Source organism: Nitrosomonas eutropha (assembly GCF_003201195.1).
GTDB lineage: Bacteria > Pseudomonadota > Gammaproteobacteria > Burkholderiales > Nitrosomonadaceae > Nitrosomonas > Nitrosomonas eutropha.
Genome location: NZ_QICQ01000030.1, coordinates 1 through 21,515, shown reverse-complemented (window position 1 = coordinate 21,515; position 21,515 = coordinate 1). Strand labels below are relative to the sequence as shown.

At 47.7% G+C, this 21,515-nt stretch carries 21 protein-coding genes and 1 pseudogene; 11 read left to right on the top strand and 11 right to left on the bottom strand.

From position 1 onward, the window contains the following. The first annotated feature begins 1 nt into the window (after position 1). Both C8R14_RS10530 and C8R14_RS10525 read left to right on the top strand, forming a co-directional pair. Positions 2 to 874: an ATP-binding protein gene (locus tag C8R14_RS10530; RefSeq protein ID WP_041353427.1), complete on the top strand. Its 873-nt coding sequence runs from the start codon at positions 2 to 4 to the stop codon at positions 872 to 874. A 12-nt stretch (positions 875 to 886) separates the two neighbouring features. Continuing rightward, entirely contained in the window at positions 887 to 1,825 is a 939-nt protein-coding gene (locus C8R14_RS10525) for a Nudix family hydrolase (protein WP_011633766.1), read from the top strand. 23 nt (positions 1,826 to 1,848) lie between these two features. On the opposite strand, the gene C8R14_RS10520 is transcribed toward C8R14_RS10525, so the two are convergent. After that, the gene (locus C8R14_RS10520) at positions 1,849 to 3,021 is read right to left on the bottom strand and encodes an NAD(P)/FAD-dependent oxidoreductase (RefSeq protein WP_011633765.1); all 1,173 of its coding nucleotides are present in this window, start codon (positions 3,019 to 3,021) and stop codon (positions 1,849 to 1,851) included. 124 nt (positions 3,022 to 3,145) lie between these two features. Here C8R14_RS10520 and mpl point away from each other — a divergent pair, with 124 nt between their 5' ends. Then, positions 3,146 to 4,528: a UDP-N-acetylmuramate:L-alanyl-gamma-D-glutamyl-meso-diaminopimelate ligase gene (gene mpl, locus C8R14_RS10515; protein WP_011633764.1), complete on the top strand. Its 1,383-nt coding sequence runs from the start codon at positions 3,146 to 3,148 to the stop codon at positions 4,526 to 4,528. Between the two features lie 182 nt (positions 4,529 to 4,710). Here mpl and C8R14_RS10510 read toward each other — a convergent pair whose 3' ends face one another. Further along, positions 4,711 to 5,592, bottom strand: coding sequence for a putative outer membrane beta-barrel protein (locus tag C8R14_RS10510; protein WP_011633763.1), 882 nt, complete (start codon positions 5,590 to 5,592; stop codon positions 4,711 to 4,713). 404 nt (positions 5,593 to 5,996) lie between these two features. On the opposite strand from C8R14_RS10510, the gene aat reads away from it, so the two are divergent. The 5 genes from aat to nth are packed head-to-tail and all read left to right on the top strand — an operon-like array spanning position 5,997 to position 9,745. Next, positions 5,997 to 6,701 (top strand): leucyl/phenylalanyl-tRNA--protein transferase, encoded by a 705-nt coding sequence (gene aat, locus C8R14_RS10505; protein WP_011633761.1) that lies wholly within the window; start codon positions 5,997 to 5,999, stop codon positions 6,699 to 6,701. Then, entirely contained in the window at positions 6,701 to 7,414 is a 714-nt protein-coding gene (locus C8R14_RS10500; RefSeq protein ID WP_011633760.1) for an arginyltransferase, read from the top strand. Before aat ends, C8R14_RS10500 begins: the two co-directional genes overlap by 1 nt. Further along, the gene (locus tag C8R14_RS10495) at positions 7,415 to 8,443 is read left to right on the top strand and encodes a quinone-dependent dihydroorotate dehydrogenase (protein ID WP_011633759.1); all 1,029 of its coding nucleotides are present in this window, start codon (positions 7,415 to 7,417) and stop codon (positions 8,441 to 8,443) included. Further along, on the top strand, positions 8,433 to 9,089 hold the full coding sequence (locus C8R14_RS10490) for an RnfABCDGE type electron transport complex subunit B (RefSeq protein WP_011633758.1): 657 nt from the start codon (positions 8,433 to 8,435) through the stop codon (positions 9,087 to 9,089). Before C8R14_RS10495 ends, C8R14_RS10490 begins: the two co-directional genes overlap by 11 nt. After that, positions 9,086 to 9,745: an endonuclease III gene (nth, locus tag C8R14_RS10485; protein WP_011633757.1), complete on the top strand. Its 660-nt coding sequence runs from the start codon at positions 9,086 to 9,088 to the stop codon at positions 9,743 to 9,745. The genes C8R14_RS10490 and nth overlap by 4 nt, the downstream gene beginning before the upstream one ends. A gap of 178 nt (positions 9,746 to 9,923) precedes the next feature. On the opposite strand, the gene C8R14_RS10480 is transcribed toward nth, so the two are convergent. The 4 genes from C8R14_RS10480 to C8R14_RS13570 form a co-directional block, all read right to left on the bottom strand. Continuing rightward, positions 9,924 to 10,826, bottom strand: a complete 903-nt coding sequence (locus C8R14_RS10480; protein WP_011633756.1) for a transglycosylase SLT domain-containing protein — start codon at positions 10,824 to 10,826, stop codon at positions 9,924 to 9,926. A 516-nt stretch (positions 10,827 to 11,342) separates the two neighbouring features. Then, on the bottom strand, positions 11,343 to 12,905 hold the full coding sequence (locus C8R14_RS10475; protein ID WP_011633755.1) for a TerC family protein: 1,563 nt from the start codon (positions 12,903 to 12,905) through the stop codon (positions 11,343 to 11,345). A gap of 490 nt (positions 12,906 to 13,395) precedes the next feature. Next, positions 13,396 to 13,563 (bottom strand): hypothetical protein, encoded by a 168-nt coding sequence (locus C8R14_RS13575; protein WP_160803456.1) that lies wholly within the window; start codon positions 13,561 to 13,563, stop codon positions 13,396 to 13,398. Positions 13,564 to 13,592: 29 nt separating this feature from the next. Beyond that, a complete protein-coding gene (locus C8R14_RS13570; protein WP_011633752.1) occupies positions 13,593 to 13,736 on the bottom strand; it encodes a hypothetical protein in 144 nt (47 codons plus the stop codon). 574 nt (positions 13,737 to 14,310) lie between these two features. Here C8R14_RS13570 and C8R14_RS10460 point away from each other — a divergent pair. Both C8R14_RS10460 and C8R14_RS10455 read left to right on the top strand, forming a co-directional pair. Continuing rightward, positions 14,311 to 15,210 carry an N-acyl amino acid synthase FeeM domain-containing protein gene (locus C8R14_RS10460; RefSeq protein ID WP_011633751.1) on the top strand — a complete coding sequence of 300 codons (900 nt, stop codon included), beginning with the start codon at positions 14,311 to 14,313 and terminating at the stop codon, positions 15,208 to 15,210. A gap of 176 nt (positions 15,211 to 15,386) precedes the next feature. Then, a complete protein-coding gene (locus C8R14_RS10455) occupies positions 15,387 to 16,370 on the top strand; it encodes a fatty acid desaturase family protein (RefSeq protein ID WP_011633750.1) in 984 nt (327 codons plus the stop codon). Positions 16,371 to 16,424: 54 nt separating this feature from the next. Here C8R14_RS10455 and C8R14_RS10450 read toward each other — a convergent pair whose 3' ends face one another. Next, a complete protein-coding gene (locus tag C8R14_RS10450; protein ID WP_011633749.1) occupies positions 16,425 to 17,342 on the bottom strand; it encodes a PEP-CTERM sorting domain-containing protein in 918 nt (305 codons plus the stop codon). Between the two features lie 184 nt (positions 17,343 to 17,526). Continuing rightward, positions 17,527 to 19,122: an FAD-binding protein gene (locus C8R14_RS10445; protein WP_011633748.1), complete on the bottom strand. Its 1,596-nt coding sequence runs from the start codon at positions 19,120 to 19,122 to the stop codon at positions 17,527 to 17,529. A gap of 174 nt (positions 19,123 to 19,296) precedes the next feature. Here C8R14_RS10445 and C8R14_RS10440 point away from each other — a divergent pair, with 174 nt between their 5' ends. Continuing rightward, on the top strand, positions 19,297 to 20,550 hold the full coding sequence (locus tag C8R14_RS10440; RefSeq protein ID WP_011633747.1) for an ABC transporter permease: 1,254 nt from the start codon (positions 19,297 to 19,299) through the stop codon (positions 20,548 to 20,550). 204 nt (positions 20,551 to 20,754) lie between these two features. Here the strand turns inward: C8R14_RS10440 and C8R14_RS10435 are convergent, their stop codons facing one another. From C8R14_RS10435 to C8R14_RS13770, 3 genes and pseudogenes are all read right to left on the bottom strand, one after another. Then, positions 20,755 to 21,018, bottom strand: coding sequence for a PIN domain-containing protein (locus tag C8R14_RS10435; protein WP_011633746.1), 264 nt, complete (start codon positions 21,016 to 21,018; stop codon positions 20,755 to 20,757). Positions 21,019 to 21,055: 37 nt separating this feature from the next. Beyond that, positions 21,056 to 21,283 carry a type II toxin-antitoxin system Phd/YefM family antitoxin gene (locus C8R14_RS10430; protein ID WP_011633745.1) on the bottom strand — a complete coding sequence of 76 codons (228 nt, stop codon included), beginning with the start codon at positions 21,281 to 21,283 and terminating at the stop codon, positions 21,056 to 21,058. 31 nt (positions 21,284 to 21,314) lie between these two features. Then, positions 21,315 to 21,515: pseudogene (locus C8R14_RS13770) on the bottom strand (IS481 family transposase); the annotation flags it as partial.

Sequence of the window (21,515 nt, the reverse complement as noted above, 5' to 3'; positions counted from 1 at the left end):
TATGAATGATTCCGAACTGTTTTTCCAACGCTTAGACCAACTGTTAACGCGCATTGAGGACATCCTCCCTACCCGGATACAGCACGCTGATCTTGACGCACACATTGCCTTTCGCTGGCGTAAACACGACAACACCGGTTTTCTACAGGCGATAAGCCACCCGCATACGATTACGCTGAATGAACTGCTGAATATCGAAGAGCAGAAGCAGGCACTTGATCGCAATACCCAGCAGTTTGTCTCCGGATTCCCGGCTAATAATGTATTATTGACTGGCGCGCGCGGTACCGGCAAATCCTCATTGATCAAAGCATTGTTGAATCGCTATGCAGATCGAGGCTTACGTATAATCGAGGTAGATAAACAAGGGCTCACCGATCTGCCCGACATTGTCGAATTCATCGATCAGCGTCCGGAGCGCTTCATCCTGTATTGTGATGATTTGTCATTCGAAGCGGATGAACCGGGTTACAAAGCACTGAAAGTCGTTCTTGATGGTTCCATTTCCACCACATCCGACAACGTACTGGTTTACGCCACCTCCAATCGTCGTCATTTGATACCGGAATTCATGCATGAGAATTTGGCAACCCGGCATGTGGAGGGCGAAATCCATCCGGGAGAAGCCACCGAGGAAAAGATTTCACTATCAGAACGCTTTGGTCTGTGGCTGTCTTTTTATCCATTCGATCAGGAGCAATATCTGGAAATTGTTCAGCACTGGCTCTCACAACATGGTATCAGCAGATTATCCGGCCCGGCCCGGCAGGAAGCGCTTCGCTGGGCGCTGGCACGAGGTTCTCGCAATGGACGGGTTGCTCGCCAATTCGCCCGTGATTGGGCAGGTCAGCAAAAATTGGCAAAGGCAGAATAGGGCAAAAATAATATGCCCGACTTACCGTTGGTTGAAGTCGTCGTTGCCATTCTTATTCGTCCAGATAGCAGTTTCCTGCTCACTTGCCGGCCAACTGGCAAGCCTTATTCTGGCTACTGGGAGTTTCCCGGGGGGAAAATAGAAACAGGAGAATCTCCTGTTCAGGCACTGGCACGCGAACTGAATGAAGAACTGGGTATTACCCCCGACCAAGCCACGCCATGGCTGACACGGCTATTCAGTTACCCGCATGCCACGGTACAACTCAGATTTTATCGGGTAACCAGTTGGCAGGGTGAACCCGCTCCTCGTGAACAGCAGCAGCTCGCCTGGCAAACCGCCGACAATGTCACTGTTTCTCCTTTGCTTCCGGCCAATATCCCCATTCTGCGCAGCCTGATGTTACCCTCGATCTATGCCATTACCTGTGCAGCTGAAACGGGTGTGGAAGCATCATTGTTATCCATCCGACAAGCTTTTCAGAGTGGCATAAAACTTCTGCAAATCCGTGAAAAAGCTATGCCGCCCGATCAACTGGAATGCTATGTTCAGACTGTATTGCAACTTGCCCGGAATAATCATCAGGTGACAGTACTGCTCAACGGGAATATCGCACTGGCGCAAACAGTGCAGGCTGATGGCATTCATCTGACTTCAACTCAATTGCTATCACTGACTGCCCGGCCAACTGTTAACTGGTGCGGTGCTTCCTGCCACAACGCAGAAGAACTCAAGCGCGCTGAGCAGCTGGGCGTTGATTTTGTCACGCTGAGTCCCGTATACCCCACGCTCAGCCATCCGGGAGCTCCCTCACTGGGATGGGATAAGTTTTCTGTCCTCCTCCGGGATTACCCGCTGCCGGTTTATGCGTTAGGAGGATTACAGCCGACCGATCTGGCAATTGCCCAGGAACATGGCGCGCACGGCATTGCCATGATGCGCGGTATCTGATTTCTTCTGTCGGTGTTAACAAACTACACCAGATAAGTATCCACCCCGCTCAACAGCAAATCGTACTGAACTTCGACAATTTCCTTGATAACCTGTGCAGGAATACCTGTCACTACATTGTTTTCGACCGCCAGCCAACCTACTGCATCATTCGGCCCCAGGCTGACCACGTAACCGAGATCACGATGCAGATACGGCTCAAGCACCTTGAGCATACCGGAGTGGCGCAACATATTACGGGCAGCCAGTTTCCCTTTACGCACTGCTGACTGAGCAGTCATCGTATTCGATCCCACTGATTGATAAACCGAACAATCGCCCGCTGCAAATATATGTTCCAGTGGCTTGCCAGCTGCCATCACCTGGCCGAACAAGTTGGTTTTGATCAGATTACCCGGTCTGTTGCCGGTGAATGCCAGCGAAAGAATGGAAGGCAATACAAAATGTCGCCCGCTGGTTTTATCTTCCAGCAGAAGTTTATCCGTACGCTGCTCCAGAAAGTGGGCCGCTGGATAAAACTCGATATCCAGCTCCAGCATGCGTTTTTCCACATACCAGGAAAATCCTTTTGGAAACTGTTGTAATACTCGCTCCTTATCATCCACCAGCCGTAGACCGTGATTAATCCGGTGGCGATACAGATAATCGGCCAGCTCAAACAGAAATTGGATACCGGTTGCTCCCCCGCCAATTACGGATATATACGATCTTTCACTATTTTTCGTTTCCAGAAAGCTGTTCAGCAGATCAGCGCCGGAAACAGTAAAAAAATCCTCCAGGCCAAATACATTTTTTGTAGTGTGACTATCCATATCACTCCGGCATGCCATCCTTGCACCCGATGCTACCAGTAGATAATCAAATGGAACCTGGATATCACCTGCCTGCAAGTAATGATCTTGCTGCCACTGACACAACATCGATTCATCCAGCGACAATGTACTGCGAATATGGCGACAACCAAAGCGCTGCTCCAAAGCCGTATACGGAACCAGCAAATCAGATAATGGATAGCGGAAAGTTTCATGCAAATGGGTGATTTTGAGATGATTGATTCCAGGATCAATCAGCGTGATTTCTGCGTCAGGGTTGTAGCGCCGTAACGTAGTCATCGCAGCAATCCCTGCGTACCCCCCGCCCGCAATCACAACCTGTAATCGTCTGTTTTTTGGTATATATAATGGCAGAAGCGCCATTCATGCCTCCCTTCCCAAATTTAACGGAAACCAGCGTAGCACGGATACATCCCCCGGTCACGCCTCGCGTATAATCACCCGCTCAACCGATTGCCTCCTTCACAATTACCCTGCCGGAACATTTATGCATATTCACATTCTTGGAATCTGCGGTACCTTCATGGGCGGACTGGCGGTACTGGCACGCGCTGCGGGTCATACCGTCACCGGCTGTGATGCCAACGTCTACCCGCCAATGAGCACACAGTTACGCGATCAAAATATCGAATTGATCGAAGGCTATAGCACCGATCAGATTAAGCTGGCACCTGATTTATTCGTAGTTGGCAACGTCGTCACACGCGGCAACCCGTTGATGGAGGCCATTCTCGATGCGCATCTGCCCTACACATCCGGCCCGCAATGGCTGGCACAGCACCTGCTGCATAACCGCTGGGTACTTGCCGTTGCCGGTACGCATGGCAAAACCACCACCAGTTCAATGCTTGCCTGGATTCTGGAATACGCCGGGCTTGCCCCCGGTTTCCTCATCGGCGGCGTCCCGGAGAATTTTGGCCTGTCTGCCCGTCTGGGGCATATCGACGGAGAACAAACTCTCTCTCCTTTCTTTGTCATCGAAGCGGATGAATACGACACCGCCTTCTTCGACAAGCGCTCCAAATTTGTGCACTATCAGCCCAAAACTGCGGTACTCAATAACCTTGAATTTGATCACGCGGATATTTTCCCGGATCTGGCCGCGATCGAGCGTCAGTTCCATCACCTTGTCCGCATCGTTCCGCGCAATGGATTGATTATTGTCAACGGCTGTGATGAAACCCTGCAGCGCGTGTTGCATCAAGGATGCTGGACGCCTGTAGAAAAATTCGGGGTGGATGAAGGCTGGCAAATCACCACGGAACACGATCAAAGCCAGTCAATTCGTTTCCAAGGCGAACCGCAGGGAATATTGCACTGGGAGTTACTGGGAGAACATAACCGCATGAATGCACTGGCAGCGCTGGCTGCAGCGCGTCACGCCGGCGTACCGGCACCACTTGGCATTGAAGCCTTATCCCACTTTAAAAATGTGAAACGCCGCATGGAGCTGCGCGGGATTATTCATGATATTCACATCTATGATGATTTTGCGCATCACCCCACCGCTATTCAAACAACCTTGGCAGGGCTGCGCGACAAGATTGGTTCGGCACGCATCCTCGCTGTGCTGGAGCCACGCTCCAATACCATGAAACTTGGTGTCTGGCAGGACAGCCTCGCTGCCAGTCTGAATCAGGCCGATCAGGTATTCTGCTATGCCCATCAGATGGGCTGGGACGTAGCTTCAGCCCTCACTTCCCTCAGCAATAAAGCTGACATTCACCATGATCTATCTGCCATGATCAGCGCCATTACTACTGCGGCACAACCAGGTGATCATATCTTGATCATGAGTAACGGCAGCTTTAATGGCCTGTACGATAAACTGCTTGATGCCTTGCGCAACCAGATTAACCTGTCCTCCTGACACTCATAAAAAAACCCCGCCAAAACTTAGGCGGGGTATAAAGGCTTCGTCACAAAATCTGTTGCTTGGGCTCCTATTTTGCTCGAAGCGAGAAGAGAGAAATACTCGTCACTACTGAGAAAACAAACTACGATTGAAACAATTTCTAACTAATTTCTATATCAAAAAACGCTTACCCTGCCTTAAAACCCGATTCCGAGATAACCACCCACGGTAAATCCGCTAACATCCACCCCATCAATCTTGCCAGCCAGATGGTATCTGGCATCTGCACCGACATACATCGATTTCCAGATGTTGTAATCAGCGCCTACGCCGAACATGACGCCCGGTTCCAGCACGGTGATGGATTCGGAAGGCGGGCTGATCACATGAATTGCCAGACCAGCCGGAATAATCCATGGCCTGAATTTACTGCCTTCCATAAACTTGATTTTTGGAGCAGCAGTCAACGTAAACTGGCTGACTGTTACATTATTTGGATTCAACGGTGCATCAGGAGCAAGTAGAGTCGGGCTATTAGCTAACACGTTTCCCTTCACTTTGTTGCTGTACTGTTTATATTCAAACATCAGCTCAGCGAATACACTGGTCCCCGGCATAATTCCCCAAGCATCATTGGTCAGACTGAAATCAAACCCGGCACCCACATACCAGGCATCCTTGCCTGCTCGATCCTGCATCCCGATAGGAGCTACAGCACTCTGGATGGAAACACCATTGCGAAGATGGTCACTATGCGCAAAGCCACCCCGGAAAAACAGCATGTGCTTATGGGCAGCATGTTCAATTTCATGCTCCTTGTGTTCTCTTTTTTCTTCCGAAGCTACTGCCCGCAATTTTTGATCAACTTTTTGCTCATGTATCACGGTATCGGACTTAACCTTATCCAGCTCGCCCCGGATAGATTGCAATTGCTGTTCAAGCAACCTGATCTGCTCTTCCAAAACCTGTGTTGATGCACCTTCGGCAAATGTCTGTGGCGCACCCAGCAGCATTGAAGCACCGAATACACCGATCACAGTATTTAATACAGCACGCTTTCCGAATGGATTATGACTCACCCTGTTCTCCTTTCTTGTTTTATGTATATGCAAATGTTGCGTGACAAATGCTAAATAACTATTGGGAGGAATACTTTGATCTATATCAAGGTTGCGCTGTTTTCTGCTATTTGCGCCCGGATTGAACTGAAAACACGGTTCTTCCGATTATTGTTATTGAATAAAACCATCCGGACAAATAATTCACACCAGCCCAATGGTCATTCCCTTCGCAACGAGCGTAACACAGCAGAGACTACCCATAAAACCAGTACCCATGCGGGTTGCGGCAATGTGGCTCGTGGAGGATTCGTACGAAGTACCCTAATTAATGGTAGATACTAGATAATTGCAGACATGATGATCTTGATCTGCATCAAGAAAACGCCATTTGCCATTGTTTACCTGAAGATATTGTTTCAGCCATGATTCGCACACTCTTTTCCGATACCCCCTTTCCACCACTGGAACAGGCACTGATCGAACCTAATGGTTTACTGGCCGCTGGCGGAGATCTGTCGCCAGAACGCCTGATTTCTGCCTATCAGCAAGGGATTTTCCCCTGGTTCAATCAGGGGGAAGTCATACTCTGGTGGAGCCCGAACCCAAGAATGGTACTGTTTCCGCAAGAATTGAAAATTTCTCGTTCACTGCACAAGACATTGAAGAAAAATCACTATCAGATCCGGACAGACAGCGCCTTTACGCAGGTCATGCAAGCTTGTGCGGCACCGCGCGAAAAACAAACCGGCACCTGGATACATCCCGAAATGGTTGCAGCCTACACAACACTTCATCAACGCGGGATAGCACATTCAGTCGAAACCTGGGTAGATGGAGAACTGGTCGGCGGGTTATACGGTGTAGCCATTGGCAAGGCATTCTTTGGCGAATCAATGTTTTCCCGGGTACCTGATGCCTCCAAAATTGCACTGGTTTATCTGGCCAGGCAACTGGAGCGCCAAGGCTATGGCCTGATCGACTGCCAGATGAAAACAGCTCACTTGATGTCAATGGGCGCGCGAGAGATTCCAAGACTCCAATTCTCTAAATTACTGGGTAAGCTGACCGACCAGCCTGAACAAAATAGAAAATGGCATTTTGATTTCACCTGGCCGAAACAACAATAATGGATTTCCAGATTACCAAAAACTATCCGTGCAGTTACTTACCAGGGCGGCTCGCACGCTCCCGGGTCGTACTGACCAGCAACGTATCAGATGCCGATGCCTACACACAACTGATCCGACAGGGATATCGTCGCAGCGGCAATTTCATCTATCGCCCGGATTGCGAGCTGTGTCATGCTTGCATCCCGGCGCGTATCCCGGCAGAACTGTTCCACCCCAACCGCATCCAGCGCAGAATATGGAAACGACATCAGCATTTACAAGCCACCCGGCATCCCCTTCATTTTGATCCTGCACACTTTGATCTCTACCAGCGCTACCAGAAATTACGTCACCCCGGCGGAGGCATGGATCTTGATGATCAAAATGGGCATGAACAGTATTGCAATTTTCTCCTGCAAAGTATGGTCGACTCCTTTCTGGTAACATTCCACGAGAATCAACAACTGCGCATGGTTAGCATCATTGACCAGCTACCGGACGGGCTTTCTTCGGTGTATACCTTTTTTGATCCGGATGTCACCGGAACGAGCTATGGCACCTTTAATATCCTGTGGCAAATCGCACAATGCCATCATGGCCAGCTACCTTACCTTTATCTGGGTTACTGGATCGAAAATAACCGAAAAATGCGCTATAAAGCCAATTTCCAACCACTACAACTGCTGGTTGACAACCAATGGCAATGTCAGGAAACCTGCACAACCATCTGAATGACATACACTCTACTACGTCCGCTGCTGTTTCTGCTTGATGCCGAAACTGCCCATACCCTTACCCTGGATACGCTCGGATTACTGCAGAAAACCGGGCTGTTACCTAATCGCACTATCTACTGCACACCGGTTCGCGCTATGGGGCTGGATTTTCCTAACCCGGTCGGGCTGGCTGCCGGTCTCGACAAAAACGGCGCGTACATCAGCGCACTGGCCCGGCTGGGGTTCGGTTTTATTGAAGTGGGAACTGTCACTCCGCGCCCACAACCTGGCAATCCTCGCCCACGGCTGTTTCGCGTCCCGCAGGCTGAAGCAATCACCAACCGGATGGGATTTAACAACGTTGGGATAGATAAACTGATAGAAAATGTCCGGCAGGCGGATTATCAAGGCATATTAGGCATCAATATCGGTAAAAATGCTGATACGCCCCTGCAAAACGCGATAGATGACTATCTAATCTGTTTACGTAAGGCGTACCCGTATGCCAGTTATGTCACCGTCAACATCTCCTCACCTAATACGAAACAACTCAGGCAGCTGCAAAATGAAACCGAGCTGGAACAACTGTTGGGCGCACTCAAGACGGAACAAACCCGACTCAGCGATCAGCATGGCCACTACACCCCGCTGGCCATTAAAATCGCACCTGATCTGGAATCTGCTCAAATCGAGGCAATCGCCTCGCTGCTACTGAAACACCGTATGGATGCCGTAATTGCAACCAATACCACCATCGCACGTGATGGCCTTGAACACTTGCCGCATGGTGATGAACCAGGCGGATTAAGCGGCGCACCATTAACGGAGCGCAGTACTGCCGTCATCCGCCAGCTTGCCATGCATCTCCAGCAGGCTATTCCCATCATCGGGGCGGGTGGCATCATGTCATCCCTGGATGCACAAGCCAAAATAAAAGCCGGCGCCAGCCTGGTGCAGGTTTATTCCGGATTAATTTACCGTGGCCCGGCTCTGGTTTCGGAAATCACCTCACTACTTTGCTCTCGTTCAACCTATGCTGGATAAAAGTAAATTGATTGAGCAGATTGATGCCGTGCTGCCGCAAACCCAATGCGGCCAGTGCAGATTTGATGGTTGCCGTCCTTATGCTGTAGCGATTGCTGAGGGGTGCGCCGATATTAATCAATGTCCGCCTGGTGGCGACGCCGGCGCCGCAGCTATTGCCGCCATCCTTAACATCGCTCCCAAGCCACTCAATACGGCTTATGGCCACCCCAAACCACCAGCAGTCGCCGTCATTGATGAAGCACAGTGTATCGGCTGTACCTTCTGCCTGCGCGCCTGTCCGGTAGACGCCATCATCGGCGCGGCCAAATGCATGCATACCGTCCTGACCGCGTTATGTACCGGCTGTGAACGTTGTATCGCACCCTGCCCGGTGGACTGCATCAGCATGGTGCCCGTGTCTGAGCCCGCCACACCTGAAATTCGGCAACAAATAGCTGACAGCGCGCGTGAGCGGTATCATCTCAGACAACTCAGACTGGCACGCAACCGACAGGAATCCCGGAAACCAAAACAGAACAGACTTGGAGCAAATACTATCTCCGCTACACAACCAGCAACCGATATGAAAAAAGCAGCCATCCAAGCAGCGATGGAACGCGCACGCACAGCACTTGCGCGTTCCAACATTCCGTTTAAAGAATGAATACCACCAAACGCCGGGAGATATTCACCCGATTCAGGCAGGCCAACCCCCATCCGACCACGGAACTCGAATACAGCACACCGTTTCAGTTACTGGTTGCCGTCATCCTCTCGGCACAAGCTACTGATAAAAGCGTCAACCTGGCTACACGCAAACTGTTCCCGATGGCCGATACACCAGAGAAAATTCTGCGACTGGGAGAAATCGGCCTCAGCCCATTCATTCAGCGCATCGGTCTATACCGTACCAAAACCAGAAATATCCTCGCTACCTGCCAGTTACTGATCGAACAACATCACAGCGAAGTCCCGCACACCCGCACAGAACTGGAGAAACTGCCGGGAGTCGGCCGGAAAACCGCCAATGTGATTCTGAATACCGCCTTTGGCGAACCCACCATCGCAGTCGATACCCACATCTTCCGCCTGGCTAACCGCACCGGCATCGCTCCGGGTAAAAATGTGCTGGAAGTTGAGCAAAAATTGCTCAAGGTTATTCCGGAAGAATTTCGGCAAGATGCTCACCACTGGCTAATTCTGCACGGACGCTATACCTGCAAAGCCAGGAAGCCCTTATGTCAGCAATGCCTGATTGTAGATTTATGCGAATTCAAAGAGAAGAACCTGGAAGAAACTACACCCTCACCCGATTTATAAATCGCACTACCTAACTAGAACGCGCCAGCGCACTCTGCAATTATGGCTCATGCATAGTGTAAAATTTTTCGACAGCACTTGCTGGATTGCTTCACGCCTGCGGTGTTCACAAAGCCAATTGCTTTTACGGATGTTTACAAGTGATGGAAATTTGTTTTGCGAGATGGCCAACGTCTCATTACTCAGCTGCAACCGAGGTGAAGATGAAGGAAGCTCTGCTGACCACGCCGGGCTGATACGGATGAGTAGTTTTGTTGTAGCGCGACAAGATTTTGTTGACATATTTTACAGTTTCTGGATAAGGCGGAATGCCGCGATATTTCTCGACCGCCCCCTCCCCGGCATTGTATGCCGCAGCAACCAGCGCCACATCTCCCTTGAAGAAAGCGAGCAGCCATCTCAGATAAGCCATGCCCCCCTTGATATTGTCTTCTGCATCAAAAGCATCCTTGACCTGAAACCTCTCTGCTGTTTCCGGGATCAGTTGCATCAATCCCTGAGCATTCCTGGGTGAAACTGCCTGCACATTAAAACCGGATTCAACCGAAATAACCGCCAGCACAAGACCAGGATCTATCTCGTATTGTGGTGCCAGTTTCTCCACAAGTACAGACACGGATTGGTTAACGTAATATTTGTTTGGCGTTGCCTTGGCGCGAGCATAAATATTTTTGTTCAGGCAATCCGGTAACTGTATCTTTGGATTGGCCGGCACAGGCATAAACTGCAGCATTTTCTGTGCATAGGTATGCCCCCGGGCGGCGGCCATTTCAAACAGACTGGCAGCAATGCTGTCATTACGCTCAACACCACGCCCATTGGCATACATCCATCCCAGTGCATATTGCCCCTCCGCCGAACCCAGTCTGGCTGCCTGACAGTACAATTCCACCGCTTTTTTTCTATCTTGCGGCACGCCCTCGCCATGTTCGTATTGACGAGCCTGCAGCACCAATATTTCGATATTGTTTGCAACATTACCGGGTATTCCCCGGGGAACAGGTTCACTGCTGTAAGTGACAGCAGCATGCAGAGCTAAAAAACTCAACACAACCCACCGCCATTTTTGGAAGATGTGCATATTTCTCTTCTGCTTGGATAGTTAAGGAGCCTCTGTACGAATTCTCCATGAGCCGCGCTGCTGGTAAAATTGCGATGATCGCAAGGTGTATACCGCGAACCCATTCTACGAAGCCAAGGTGCACAACGCGATGAGCACACGGTTTTTCGGGTAGCCTGCTTGTTCCGCTCGTTGCGAAGGGAATGATCTATGCGCGCCTTGCGGCCATCCCACAAAACCACGTGCGTGACCATGTCGGATTCGTCCAGAAGTTCCTTAAGGTTTTGTTTTATTCTTAAATATCAAGCAACAATCATGCCAAAAATGGAGAACATCCTGAACCCGGGGATAACCATTTGCCAGCAAATGAAAATTTTCAAGTCATCTTCTGACAAAATAGCGACAGGAAAACAGCCTTGCAGACAGTGTAAAAAATTTCGACAGGTATGTGTTCAATGGAAAAATCAATTTTGGCCTCCACTCCTTTCACTTCGCCAGCGGCAAAAACAATCCTCCAGATATCCTCATTGAATCCCCTTACTCACTTTCAGGCTGCACGCGGCACACACGCACTTTACCGATATTATGTCGGTTAACTGAAACAATTTCGAAAATCAGACCATCAACCGTAATCTGCTCCCCCTCACTTGGAATATAGCCTAACTGCCAGAGCAGATACCCCCCGAGCGTGGAATAGCGTTCAGCCTCATCAACCAGATCGTATTCCAATAAATTGGATACCTTGCGGATACTGATCCATCCATCCATCAGCCACGAACCATCCGCCTGTTGTTCCGCCACCATTTTTTCTTCATCTGCGTCCAGAAATTCACCAGCGATTGCTTCCAGAATATCTGCCGGCGTCACAATTCCCTCGACTGATCCATATTCTTCAACAATCACTGCTAGCTGTAATGATTGATTGCGGAGCTGCTCCATCAGTTTGATCACGGGCACACGCTCATGCACCACAATCGGATGGCGTAACGACTTTTCCAGGTTGATCTTTCCTTCTTCCAGCATATCGCGCAGCAGATCCTTGGCGAATGCAGCGCCAACAAACTCATCCACACTACTGCGTGACAATAGAAAACGCGAATGGCCACTGTCGATGATTTTCAATCTGATCATTTCAGTGCTATCTTCCAAATCCAGCCAATCAATATCAGTGCGTGGCGTCATAATTGACATGGCAGGGCGCTCAGCCAGCGTCAACACGCCTTCAATCATCTCCTTTTCCTCCCGGGCGAACAGATCATTTTTGGCAACCTGCTGCGCGATCACTTCTGCAGTCTCACCCAACCCAACTTCGCCACCTCTCCCGCCAAGCAGTCGTAATACGGCTGCTGCGGTACGCTCTCGCAAGTCTCCAGTAGTGACGAACTTTTCCTTGTTATGCTTGGCAATCTGGTTAAACACCTCAATCAGAATCGAGAAACTGATTGCCGCATAGAGATACCCTTTGGGAACATGGTAATTAAAGCCTTCAATTACAAGCGAAAAGCCGATCATCATCAAAAAACCCAGGCATAAAATCACAACAGTGGGATGTTTCGAGACGAATGCCATCAACGGTCCGGAAGATGCCATCATGACAGCCACCGCAATGATGACGGCAATCATCATCACCGCAAGATGCTCCACCATCCCCACCGCTGTAATCATGCTGTCCAGCGAAAAAACCGCATCCAGCACAATAATCTGAACGATGACCTGCCAGAATACAGCGTGCACAATCTTGCCTTCTTTCTGCCCGGAATGTCCTTCCAGCCGCTCATGCAACTCCATCGTCCCCTTGAAAAGCAGGAATATGCCACCGAACAGAAGGATGATATTTCGCCAGGACAGCCCAATATCAAAAACTGTCAATAACGGCGTAGTCAGCGTAATGACCCAGGAAATGGATGCAAGCAGGATGAGGCGCATGACAAGCGCCAGAGATAAACCAACAATACGTGCCTTCTCACGCTGATCCGGCGGCAGTTTATCCGCCAGGATTGCAATGAAAACGAGATTATCAATCCCCAGCACAATTTCCAAAAAAATCAGTGTTGCCAAACCTGCCCACGCAGCAGGATCGACTACCCATTCAAAAAACACTTTTACTGATATCCGAAATAAATTGAGAAACTGTAATCAAGAATTTGAAATACCCGGATCCGGGTAAAAAGAAGTTGTACAGCGGACAGAAGCAAGCAACCAATATAGCACAAGTTTTTTTCAGCTAATCAAATACTGAAAACAGAAACCATGCTTTGTCATACGCCGAGAGAGGGGCAAAGACAACTCTAGCCATTCTATCAATGTTCACCCTCTTGCGGAAAAGCAACGGGGGCTTGACCTGACAAACAAGTGTGTCGAAAATTTTTACACTCTTTAATCACCCTCATACTCAATGCAAAGGTACAAGAACGATCGTAAAAGCATACGCCGGGTTCATGGTATCAGGCGGCCAATCATCAACTGAGGCATTCTAGGAACCACCTATAACAGCGATAAACTGCGCAAAATTGCCTCAATTTTTTTATCTTCCTTCGCCAGTTCGCGCAAGGTATGAAGCATGCGCGTCAGACTGCAGCCAAAGGTCATTTTACAGCTCCCGTTCAAGCTGCTTAAGGCGTGTGTCCATAGGACGCAGTGTTGCATAGCGATCCCATACAATGAAACCAATCAGACCAAATATGTCGGCAATTCTCACCAGCATCAGCTGCTGGATAAAATCCAGCCGCCGGTCTATGGCTTCAAAACGCTGATCCATTTTCTCCTGCATCGCTATAAAACGTAAATCTATTTTTCTTCCAGCGCTTTTTGCCCTGCCCTAAGCTCCGCCAATGATTCAACGATTTCACGATCAGTAATACGCGGCGTAATCTCCACCGCAAAAGCGGATACTGCCTGCAAGCTAATGAGGAACAACAAAATTCTGATCATTTCAGCCAAATTTATCCTTATGCAAACTCAAAACTGTTCCATCTATGTATGTCTATATACAATCAAATTCAAGAAAAATAAATATAGCAGAACCAGCAACTTGCTCCTTCCGTTCTTTTTATTAAGGAAGGTAAGCTCCACATAATTCGCATAGCCTACGAGATCACGGCAATCCAGGCCTTCGCACCCCCACTGCCGAATTGCTTCATGCCCACAGCATTCACGAGAACGAGTTTTGTTGCTCCTGCTTCGAATACTCTGGCGCAGCCGCCTTGCAACAACCATCACCCCAGCCCAACCGTCTCTTTAAAGAGACAAATAATATTCAATAAAAACAATTGATTATGACTGCTCACAATCTTCATAACAGATTACAGCGACAATTCTCTTCATCAAAAAACAGAAAAATTTATAACTATCTGATTAACAATCATTATTACAAATGGCATGGATTATGCTTTTATTGAAAGCATATTGCAGATAGTAAATAATTTATCTGCTCCTGTTTATCAAACAACCATTCTTTGAATTACATTTGTTTAATTCAGGAAATGACTTATAAGGAGTATGTTCTATGCAGACCGCGAACCAATCCACACCGGCAGTTACGGCAAAGAATATCCAGCTAGCAAATCTCGCATTTAATTTTCATCACCCCGACTCACCTTCATTCAACTACAGCAGAACACAGCCCCTCCCCCCTCAACAATACCGAATACCAGCCAGCCCGAGTAACTACCCCGATCACACTGAACCGGATTGCCTCCTGCAACGCAACGACTACAGCATCCATCTGGTCAATTCACTCAAGCAACGCATCAAAGCCAGCACCCTCATCAAGCGCATGTATGCCTCACGCGGCTACCAGACTGAAAAAACATCCGTTTTCTCAGCTGATTCCAATCAATACACCCTAGAAGCACGACAATCCGGACAACTCATCGGTACGCTGACACTCACTATCGACACAGGAAAAGGATTACTGGCTGACATCCTCTATCAAACTGAACTGGATCAGCTCCGCCAGCAAGGTCGTAAACTCTTTGAAGTATCCAAACTCGCTTTTGACCCGGAAAGCAGCTCGAAGGAGATTTTTGCTTCAATGTTTCATATGGCACATATTCTCGCCCATCACATACACAAGGCTGATGATGCCGTCATCGAAATTAACCCTCGCCATTCTCTTTTTTATAAACGTAAGCTTGGGTTCCATCAGATCGGTGAACTGCGTACCTGCCCGAGAGTCAATGCCCCAGCGGTATTACTTCATCTGGATATGAACTACATGAAAAGGCAGATCCTTAACCTGGGAGGACAAACTGAACGAAAAGAGAAGAGTCTATATCCCTATTTTCTCACCCAGCATGAAGAAAAAATAATCGTGCAGCAGCTTCAATTCAGGCAAATTAATTTGAACAATCTGCACAAAATCCGGCATAAATGGCCACAACTGCAGATTGGGCTACATGCCTGAAAGCGTATCCGATATCTGACAAACTATTTTTCCGATCCATAGGGGGCACTTTTTAACCAATGCTTTAACAAGTTCACAAACATACTTTGATTCTCAATTTATTCGCAATTATGCCGCTGAATATGAAGAAAATCGCTTCCTTCCTATCCAAAACTTGCGAATTAATGAGGTATCTTATGAGCCAATCACACACTCTCCCGCCCGCTTTGACTGGCGATAAAAGTCATTTATCTGAACAGGCACGCAAAGAAATTCAGGCACTCAGTGGTGCAAGACCAAAAGAATTTTTCCTGCAGGCACTAGGCGCATGGATTGTTATTATCGCCACCATCATGCTTGCTACTCATCTTGATACTATCTGGATGACATTGCTTGCTCTGCCAATTATTGCCACACGTTTCAATATCCTGGGATTACTGGCGCATGAACAGGTACACCAGCTCGGTTTACGAGGGCGATATGGTGATACGGTGGCCAATATTCTGACCGCTTACCCGATAGGCATTACAGTGGAGGACTACGCCAGAGTTCATTTATCCCATCACAAGTACTATTTCACCAAAGATGATCCAGATTTTTTGCGCAAATCCGGGCCGGACTGGACATTTCCCATGCCAACCCTGCACCTGACCAAACTGTTATTAAGCGATTTATGTGGATTGAGTTTTTACAGAATCTTACAGGGCAAACGCCTGGAAAATAAACAGATTTACAAGCGACTGTATCCTGCACCAAAATGGCTCCGATCTGCTTTTTACATCGGGCTGGCTATTTTACTGACTTATTTTGAATTGTGGCCCGCGTTTCTGGTTTACTGGTTGTTGCCATTAATGACATTCACACCGTTAATTGTGCGTCTGGGCGCTGTTTGTGAGCATGTTTACAACCTGCCTCAAGCAAGCATCGCTGAATCTTCTCCACTCATTATCCTACGCTGGTGGGAAAAACTATTGTTACCTAATCTTAATTTTGCACTACACACCTACCATCATTTTTTCCCTGGTATTGCCTGGTGCAACCTTCCCAAAGCACATGAAATTTTTAAGCGAGAAAATCTGATCAACGAGAAAGCTGTATTTTATGGTTATTGGGCATATCTGAGATATTTACAGACAACTCAAAGCAACGTGTTGATTCCCTCATATAGAAATACCCAATAAAAAAGAGAGGGTATTGACCCCCCCTTTTTTACTACATCGGTAACTAATCAATAGTTAAGCTTGCAAGGAACTTCCCTTTGAGCGGCTGACAAAACCAAAACCAACCAGGCCGATACCCAACAGCACAATTATACTGGGTTCGGGAATTTGATTAACTGCCACCTCTCTGGCAGTACTTTTTTGCTGGATTGTCACACTGTATACTCCTGTGCTGAGAGTCTGGAAACCACTGGCCAAACCAGTATAGGCATTAAACCCGCCAACATCATTAAAACCAGCCACACCAAATGCGGCTACGCCACGATTAAGTTCTTCAGGTGCCCATGCAAAGATAGTTGTACCTGATGAATTCTTAACATCAACTGAAAAACTGATACTTGCATTTGCACTACTGGCGGTATTAAACAAGTCATTGGAAACAAATGCTTTAAGATAAACATCAGCATCCGTAACAAACTGTGCTGATGTATCAGCCTCAACAGTGATTGAATAAGTTGCCAACACGTTATTAGCAATCGTAGAGTTTGCATTTCCCTGGTTATCCCCACTTAACGCGTAAGCATCAGAACGGGTTAAACCTTGCCCTCCAGTTCCAAATATCGTTCCACTCACGAAAAGATCTGAACGCGAAAAAGTACCCGATCCATCAGGAAGTATAGCTGTGCTATTATCTCCTAATATATTAGCTGGAGCTCCTAGTTGTACCGGAAGAATATTCAAATTGCCGCTACCACCTGCGTTACCCGTATTACCTGTATTAACACCATTCAACCCGACTGCTATTTCACCATTCCTGACATCCGAATTAATTGTTATTCCTGTAGGGACATTACCATCAGCATTCTGTATAAAAAAGTTGCTGATTTCAAAAATGGATGAACCCAGAACTCCTGCTTGAGCTTGCGATGTAGCCATCATTCCACTCAGGGCGACGCCAATACCCAGCGCCAATATTGAAGATTTTGCTTTCATGAAATACTCCCTATGTCTATGTTGATGTAAGATTTTCGTCCCGATTTTATTACTACACCTATTAAATAAGCACGATCCATGCCATTCAACATAACATCATGATATTAATAAATAATTATTCTATGTTTTATTTCTAATTACCCTAATTGTAAAATTTATCGACATCACTTTATCTCTACCAACCTTAAATATATCTACCCGGGGAAATGACAGCATCCGGATCAAGCACATTCTTGACTTTACGCACGGTTTGCCAATAGGAACTATTATTTTCTGACAGCCAGCTCATCGTCTGTATACCTACCCTGTAAGGTAAAAATCCCTGTTTCTTTCCTTCTTCCAACAATTCCCAGTAGCAATTTTCTGCATTTTTCCGCTCTGCCTCGGAATCCGGATCAAATAATAAAGGGACGGTACTATCAAAACATCGGTCTGAAAGGCTAGTTAGTGTTATCAATGGTTCCAGCCGGTACTTATCCATAATAGCGGAAACCATTTGCACGTAATGAATCACGATTTCCTGTTTCATAGGGACAAGCGGTGCGTACCAGGTCAAGCCGCAACCATCCTGTGCGGGATTCATCACAGAATCATGTCGCAAATTATTTTTAAGCCAGTAGCAAAGCGGCAAAGCAGTCTGGTTTGGGCAACCTGCAACCAGCTGCAACGAGCGTTCAAGTATCATCAGTTTTTTGCTTAACCTGGAACGAAAACCAGGTGGCAACAATTTCCCGATCTGGAACAATACCTGGATACGCCGGGAGTCAACAAATAGTAAACGTACTGCCAAAGGGGATAAAATAGAGCGTATTTCCCGCTGTGCTGCCTTTACCACGCCTTTAGAGCCATACAGCGTTCCAAACCCTGTCCATGGCAGCACCAGATTATCTTGACATAATCCATGCAAGACCTCAGGAGAAATAGTTCCCCCTGCTGTCACTCGATTCCTTGGATAAGGTGCGGTCATTGCCAGCACACGATGCGCATTCATCAGATTGACCCCTCCGACAATACCGGGGTAGCGCGCAATCACCTCACGAACACGCAGAACTAGCTCACCCAATTGTTCCGGCTGTTTTAAGCCGAATAAAAAAGAGCAAACCTTTTCAGGGCGTCTGGCCAGAACAATAGTCATCTGCGTGACAACTCCAAAGCCGCCCTGGGAAAAGAGGCCATCAAGATAGGGGCCTATTCCCCATTTAAATAGCCGATCTAGTTGCTCACCACCCAGACCGACATGGGCCGAATGATAAATACTGCCATCAGCCAATACAGCCTGAATAGCCATAACTGCACCAAAATGATCTGTATGAGGTGTAATCCCATAGCCACGCTCCAGAGCGTTACCCAGTATGCTGCAAGTTGGCCCGGCGCCGGTTACCGGCACCATGAAAGGGTATTCTCCCTGATCGAGAAACTCTGCCAGCTGTCCTTGCGTTACACCTGGCTCAACAGTTACCACCCCAGCTTCAGCATCAAAATCAACAATTTTGTTTAGTTCTGAAAGATCAAGAATTACGCAATCGTCAATGGGCGGCAGGGCTGTACCATAACCCCAGTTATGGCCTGTACTTACAGGATAAAGGGGCACTTTATACTGCGCAGAAATCTTTACAATTGGAATAATATGATCGCGCTCAAGTGGCTTGAGGATCCCGGCAAGTCTTCTACTTTCCCCGGTAGTACAACGACCATAATTTATTTGTGCATCCTCGCCACTTAAAACACGGGATTGACCAACTAATTTTGTCCATTCTCTAAGAGCGCTATCTAATTTCATTCAATTAACCCGGTAGCAACCTGTAAATATAGTTATGTATTTGCAAGTTTATTAAATATCTGATGATTTTATAATTAATACAAAAACATGACTTTATCTGAAGAAACAAGGAGATTAGAGTTATTGGGATAAGACAGATACCATCCCGGCTTCGCTACAAAGGAACATTCCATTATGCATAAATTTCAATATAACTTCAGTAAGACGATTCTTGCTTTTCGCAATGTGGTCCGCCACAAGCGTCGCACTGGCCTTGCAATTGGCGCAGCGGCATTTGGTATTACAGCACTGCTTCTAGCCAGCGGTTTCATTGAGTGGATTTTTCAGGATTTTCGAGAAACCACAATTCATTCCCAACTGGGCCATCTACAGATCGTCAAGCCGGGTTATTTTAAATCTGGAAAAGCAGATCCCTACCACTTTTTGTTTACGGACAATTTGGGACAGAACTTGTCGAGAAACTTTATGCCTGGAATGAATGAATCTTCGATCAAAGCAATTGTGCCACGTTTAAGCTTCAGTGGCTTGATCAGCCATGGTGACGCCACACTTTCTTTCATTGGCGAAGGAATTGATCCGCAGGAGCAGGTATATTTCGACAATGCGCTCAAAATCTCGACTGGGAGTAATTTATCGGTTGATCACCCTGATCACCTCATCATGGGAGAGGGGCTGGCACGTAATCTGGGTGTTACGGTGGACGATCAGATAGTATTACTGGTGAACACCGCAACGGGGGGAATCAATGCTGTTGAAATGACCATCGGCGGCTTGTTTAACACCGTCACCAAATCCTACGATGATAATGCACTACGGTTGCCAATCAGCACCGCACAACAATTGTTACGCACACAAGGAGCACATAGCTGGGTAGTACTGCTAAACGATACTGCACAGACCGATACAGCACTGGCGGTACTACGCAAGCAGCTGTCATCAGATCAATTTGAGATCGTACCCTGGTATCAACTGGCAGATTTCTACAATAAAACGACCGTGTTGTTCACCAAACAGGTGCAGGCGATCAAGCTGATCATCGCGCTCATCATTTTGCTGGGTATTTCCAACACCATGACGATGAATGTGATGGAGCGCACTGGCGAGATTGGCACCGCTATGGCACTGGGTGTAAAAAGAATCGACATCTTGCGCCAGTTTCTATGCGAAGGTGCTCTGATTGGCGGTATTGGCGGTATACTGGGTGCACTGGTCGGATGGCTGCTGGCCGCAATTATTTCCGGTATCGGCATTCCCATGCCCCCCCCGCCCGGTATGGCGCGTGGCTACACTGGGGAAATACTTATCACCCCGGATATGCTGCTGGAAGCACTGGCATTGGCTATTGTTACCACACTCATCGCCAGCCTCTATCCTGCCTGGAAAGCCTCTCGCATGCAAATCGTCGATGCCTTACGGCATAACCGGTGAAGTCTTTATCCCCCTGGTTGTTGCTGGATTGCTTCAACCCGTTGGGTTTCGCAATGATGAAAGAAGGAGGGATTGCTTTACCCTTGTAGGGTTCCAAAGACAAATCCCAAATTTCTGTTTGAACGAAATTTCATCAAATCTGGATGATTATGTCACTGTAGTGAGCAATAACTACATCATGCGTTAGCAACCGCATCGGCTTAATCAGCACCTGTGCAAAGAGGGCAGCTCTTCCACAGCTATCACATGTTCTGTTTCAATAGACAGCAATTGATAGCCCGAATCACGAAAATATAACGTGGCGGCCTGACTAGAAACCAGCATCCCGCTCCGGTTCAATGCATGCTTGACTGCAATCTCCCACAAACTGACCAGACTTACCCAAACACTTGTTTTAGGTGATTCGATCAATGTTCTGGCGCTTGACGACAATCCGGAGGTGATCTGTAATCGCCCATTAAGCAACATGCGTATTCAGCAACAGATTCAAGGCGTTATTCTCCCGTCAATAACTGTGCAATTTCTTCATTGCACGTATCAATACTATCCGGCACTTCGAACTTGCCTTTGGCGATGCCGATACGCGGGCCAGAAGAGTTTCTTTAATTGCAACCAGGCGAGCAGCCGGACGGCCATTACGGGCGATGATAATTTCACGCTCCTGTCCCTGTTCAATGGCATCCACCAAACGAGACAATGAAGATTTTGCTTCCAGCGTATTGACAGATTGCATCTTGAACTCCTCAGATCCAATAAAATTGGAGTTAGCCTAGGTTGTTTAGTCCCACGGTGTGCTGGAATGGATCAAAGATAAAACGATCTGGCTCATTTTTCCAGATTTTGCAGATGTATTCATAGGGTGTTAGGCCTTTGAGAGCTTTTAGTCTTTTGGCGAAGTTATAAGCCATCACAAAGCGATGGAGATGGGCCTTCAACTGATCGTGTGAGTCGTAATAATACCGTTT

Bases quoted from the DNA above. Each gene is read 5' to 3' on its own strand.
- C8R14_RS10440 (WP_011633747.1), top strand. From the start codon at position 19,297: ATGCATAAATTTCAATATAACTTCAGTAAGACGATTCTTGCTTTTCGC.
- mpl (WP_011633764.1), top strand. From the start codon at position 3,146: ATGCATATTCACATTCTTGGAATCTGCGGTACCTTCATGGGCGGACTG.
- C8R14_RS13570 (WP_011633752.1), bottom strand. From the start codon at position 13,736: ATGATCAGAATTTTGTTGTTCCTCATTAGCTTGCAGGCAGTATCCGCT.
- C8R14_RS10455 (WP_011633750.1), top strand. From the start codon at position 15,387: ATGAGCCAATCACACACTCTCCCGCCCGCTTTGACTGGCGATAAAAGT.
- C8R14_RS10450 (WP_011633749.1), bottom strand. From the start codon at position 17,342: ATGAAAGCAAAATCTTCAATATTGGCGCTGGGTATTGGCGTCGCCCTG.
- C8R14_RS10460 (WP_011633751.1), top strand. From the start codon at position 14,311: ATGCAGACCGCGAACCAATCCACACCGGCAGTTACGGCAAAGAATATC.
- C8R14_RS10520 (WP_011633765.1), bottom strand. From the start codon at position 3,021: ATGGCGCTTCTGCCATTATATATACCAAAAAACAGACGATTACAGGTT.
- aat (WP_011633761.1), top strand. From the start codon at position 5,997: ATGATTCGCACACTCTTTTCCGATACCCCCTTTCCACCACTGGAACAG.
- C8R14_RS10445 (WP_011633748.1), bottom strand. From the start codon at position 19,122: ATGAAATTAGATAGCGCTCTTAGAGAATGGACAAAATTAGTTGGTCAA.
- nth (WP_011633757.1), top strand. From the start codon at position 9,086: ATGAATACCACCAAACGCCGGGAGATATTCACCCGATTCAGGCAGGCC.
- C8R14_RS13575 (WP_160803456.1), bottom strand. From the start codon at position 13,563: ATGGATCAGCGTTTTGAAGCCATAGACCGGCGGCTGGATTTTATCCAG.
- C8R14_RS10490 (WP_011633758.1), top strand. From the start codon at position 8,433: ATGCTGGATAAAAGTAAATTGATTGAGCAGATTGATGCCGTGCTGCCG.
- C8R14_RS10530 (WP_041353427.1), top strand. From the start codon at position 2: ATGAATGATTCCGAACTGTTTTTCCAACGCTTAGACCAACTGTTAACG.
- C8R14_RS10480 (WP_011633756.1), bottom strand. From the start codon at position 10,826: ATGCACATCTTCCAAAAATGGCGGTGGGTTGTGTTGAGTTTTTTAGCT.
- C8R14_RS10430 (WP_011633745.1), bottom strand. From the start codon at position 21,283: ATGCAATCTGTCAATACGCTGGAAGCAAAATCTTCATTGTCTCGTTTG.
- C8R14_RS10495 (WP_011633759.1), top strand. From the start codon at position 7,415: ATGACATACACTCTACTACGTCCGCTGCTGTTTCTGCTTGATGCCGAA.
- C8R14_RS10500 (WP_011633760.1), top strand. From the start codon at position 6,701: ATGGATTTCCAGATTACCAAAAACTATCCGTGCAGTTACTTACCAGGG.
- C8R14_RS10525 (WP_011633766.1), top strand. From the start codon at position 887: ATGCCCGACTTACCGTTGGTTGAAGTCGTCGTTGCCATTCTTATTCGT.
- C8R14_RS10435 (WP_011633746.1), bottom strand. From the start codon at position 21,018: ATGTTGCTTAATGGGCGATTACAGATCACCTCCGGATTGTCGTCAAGC.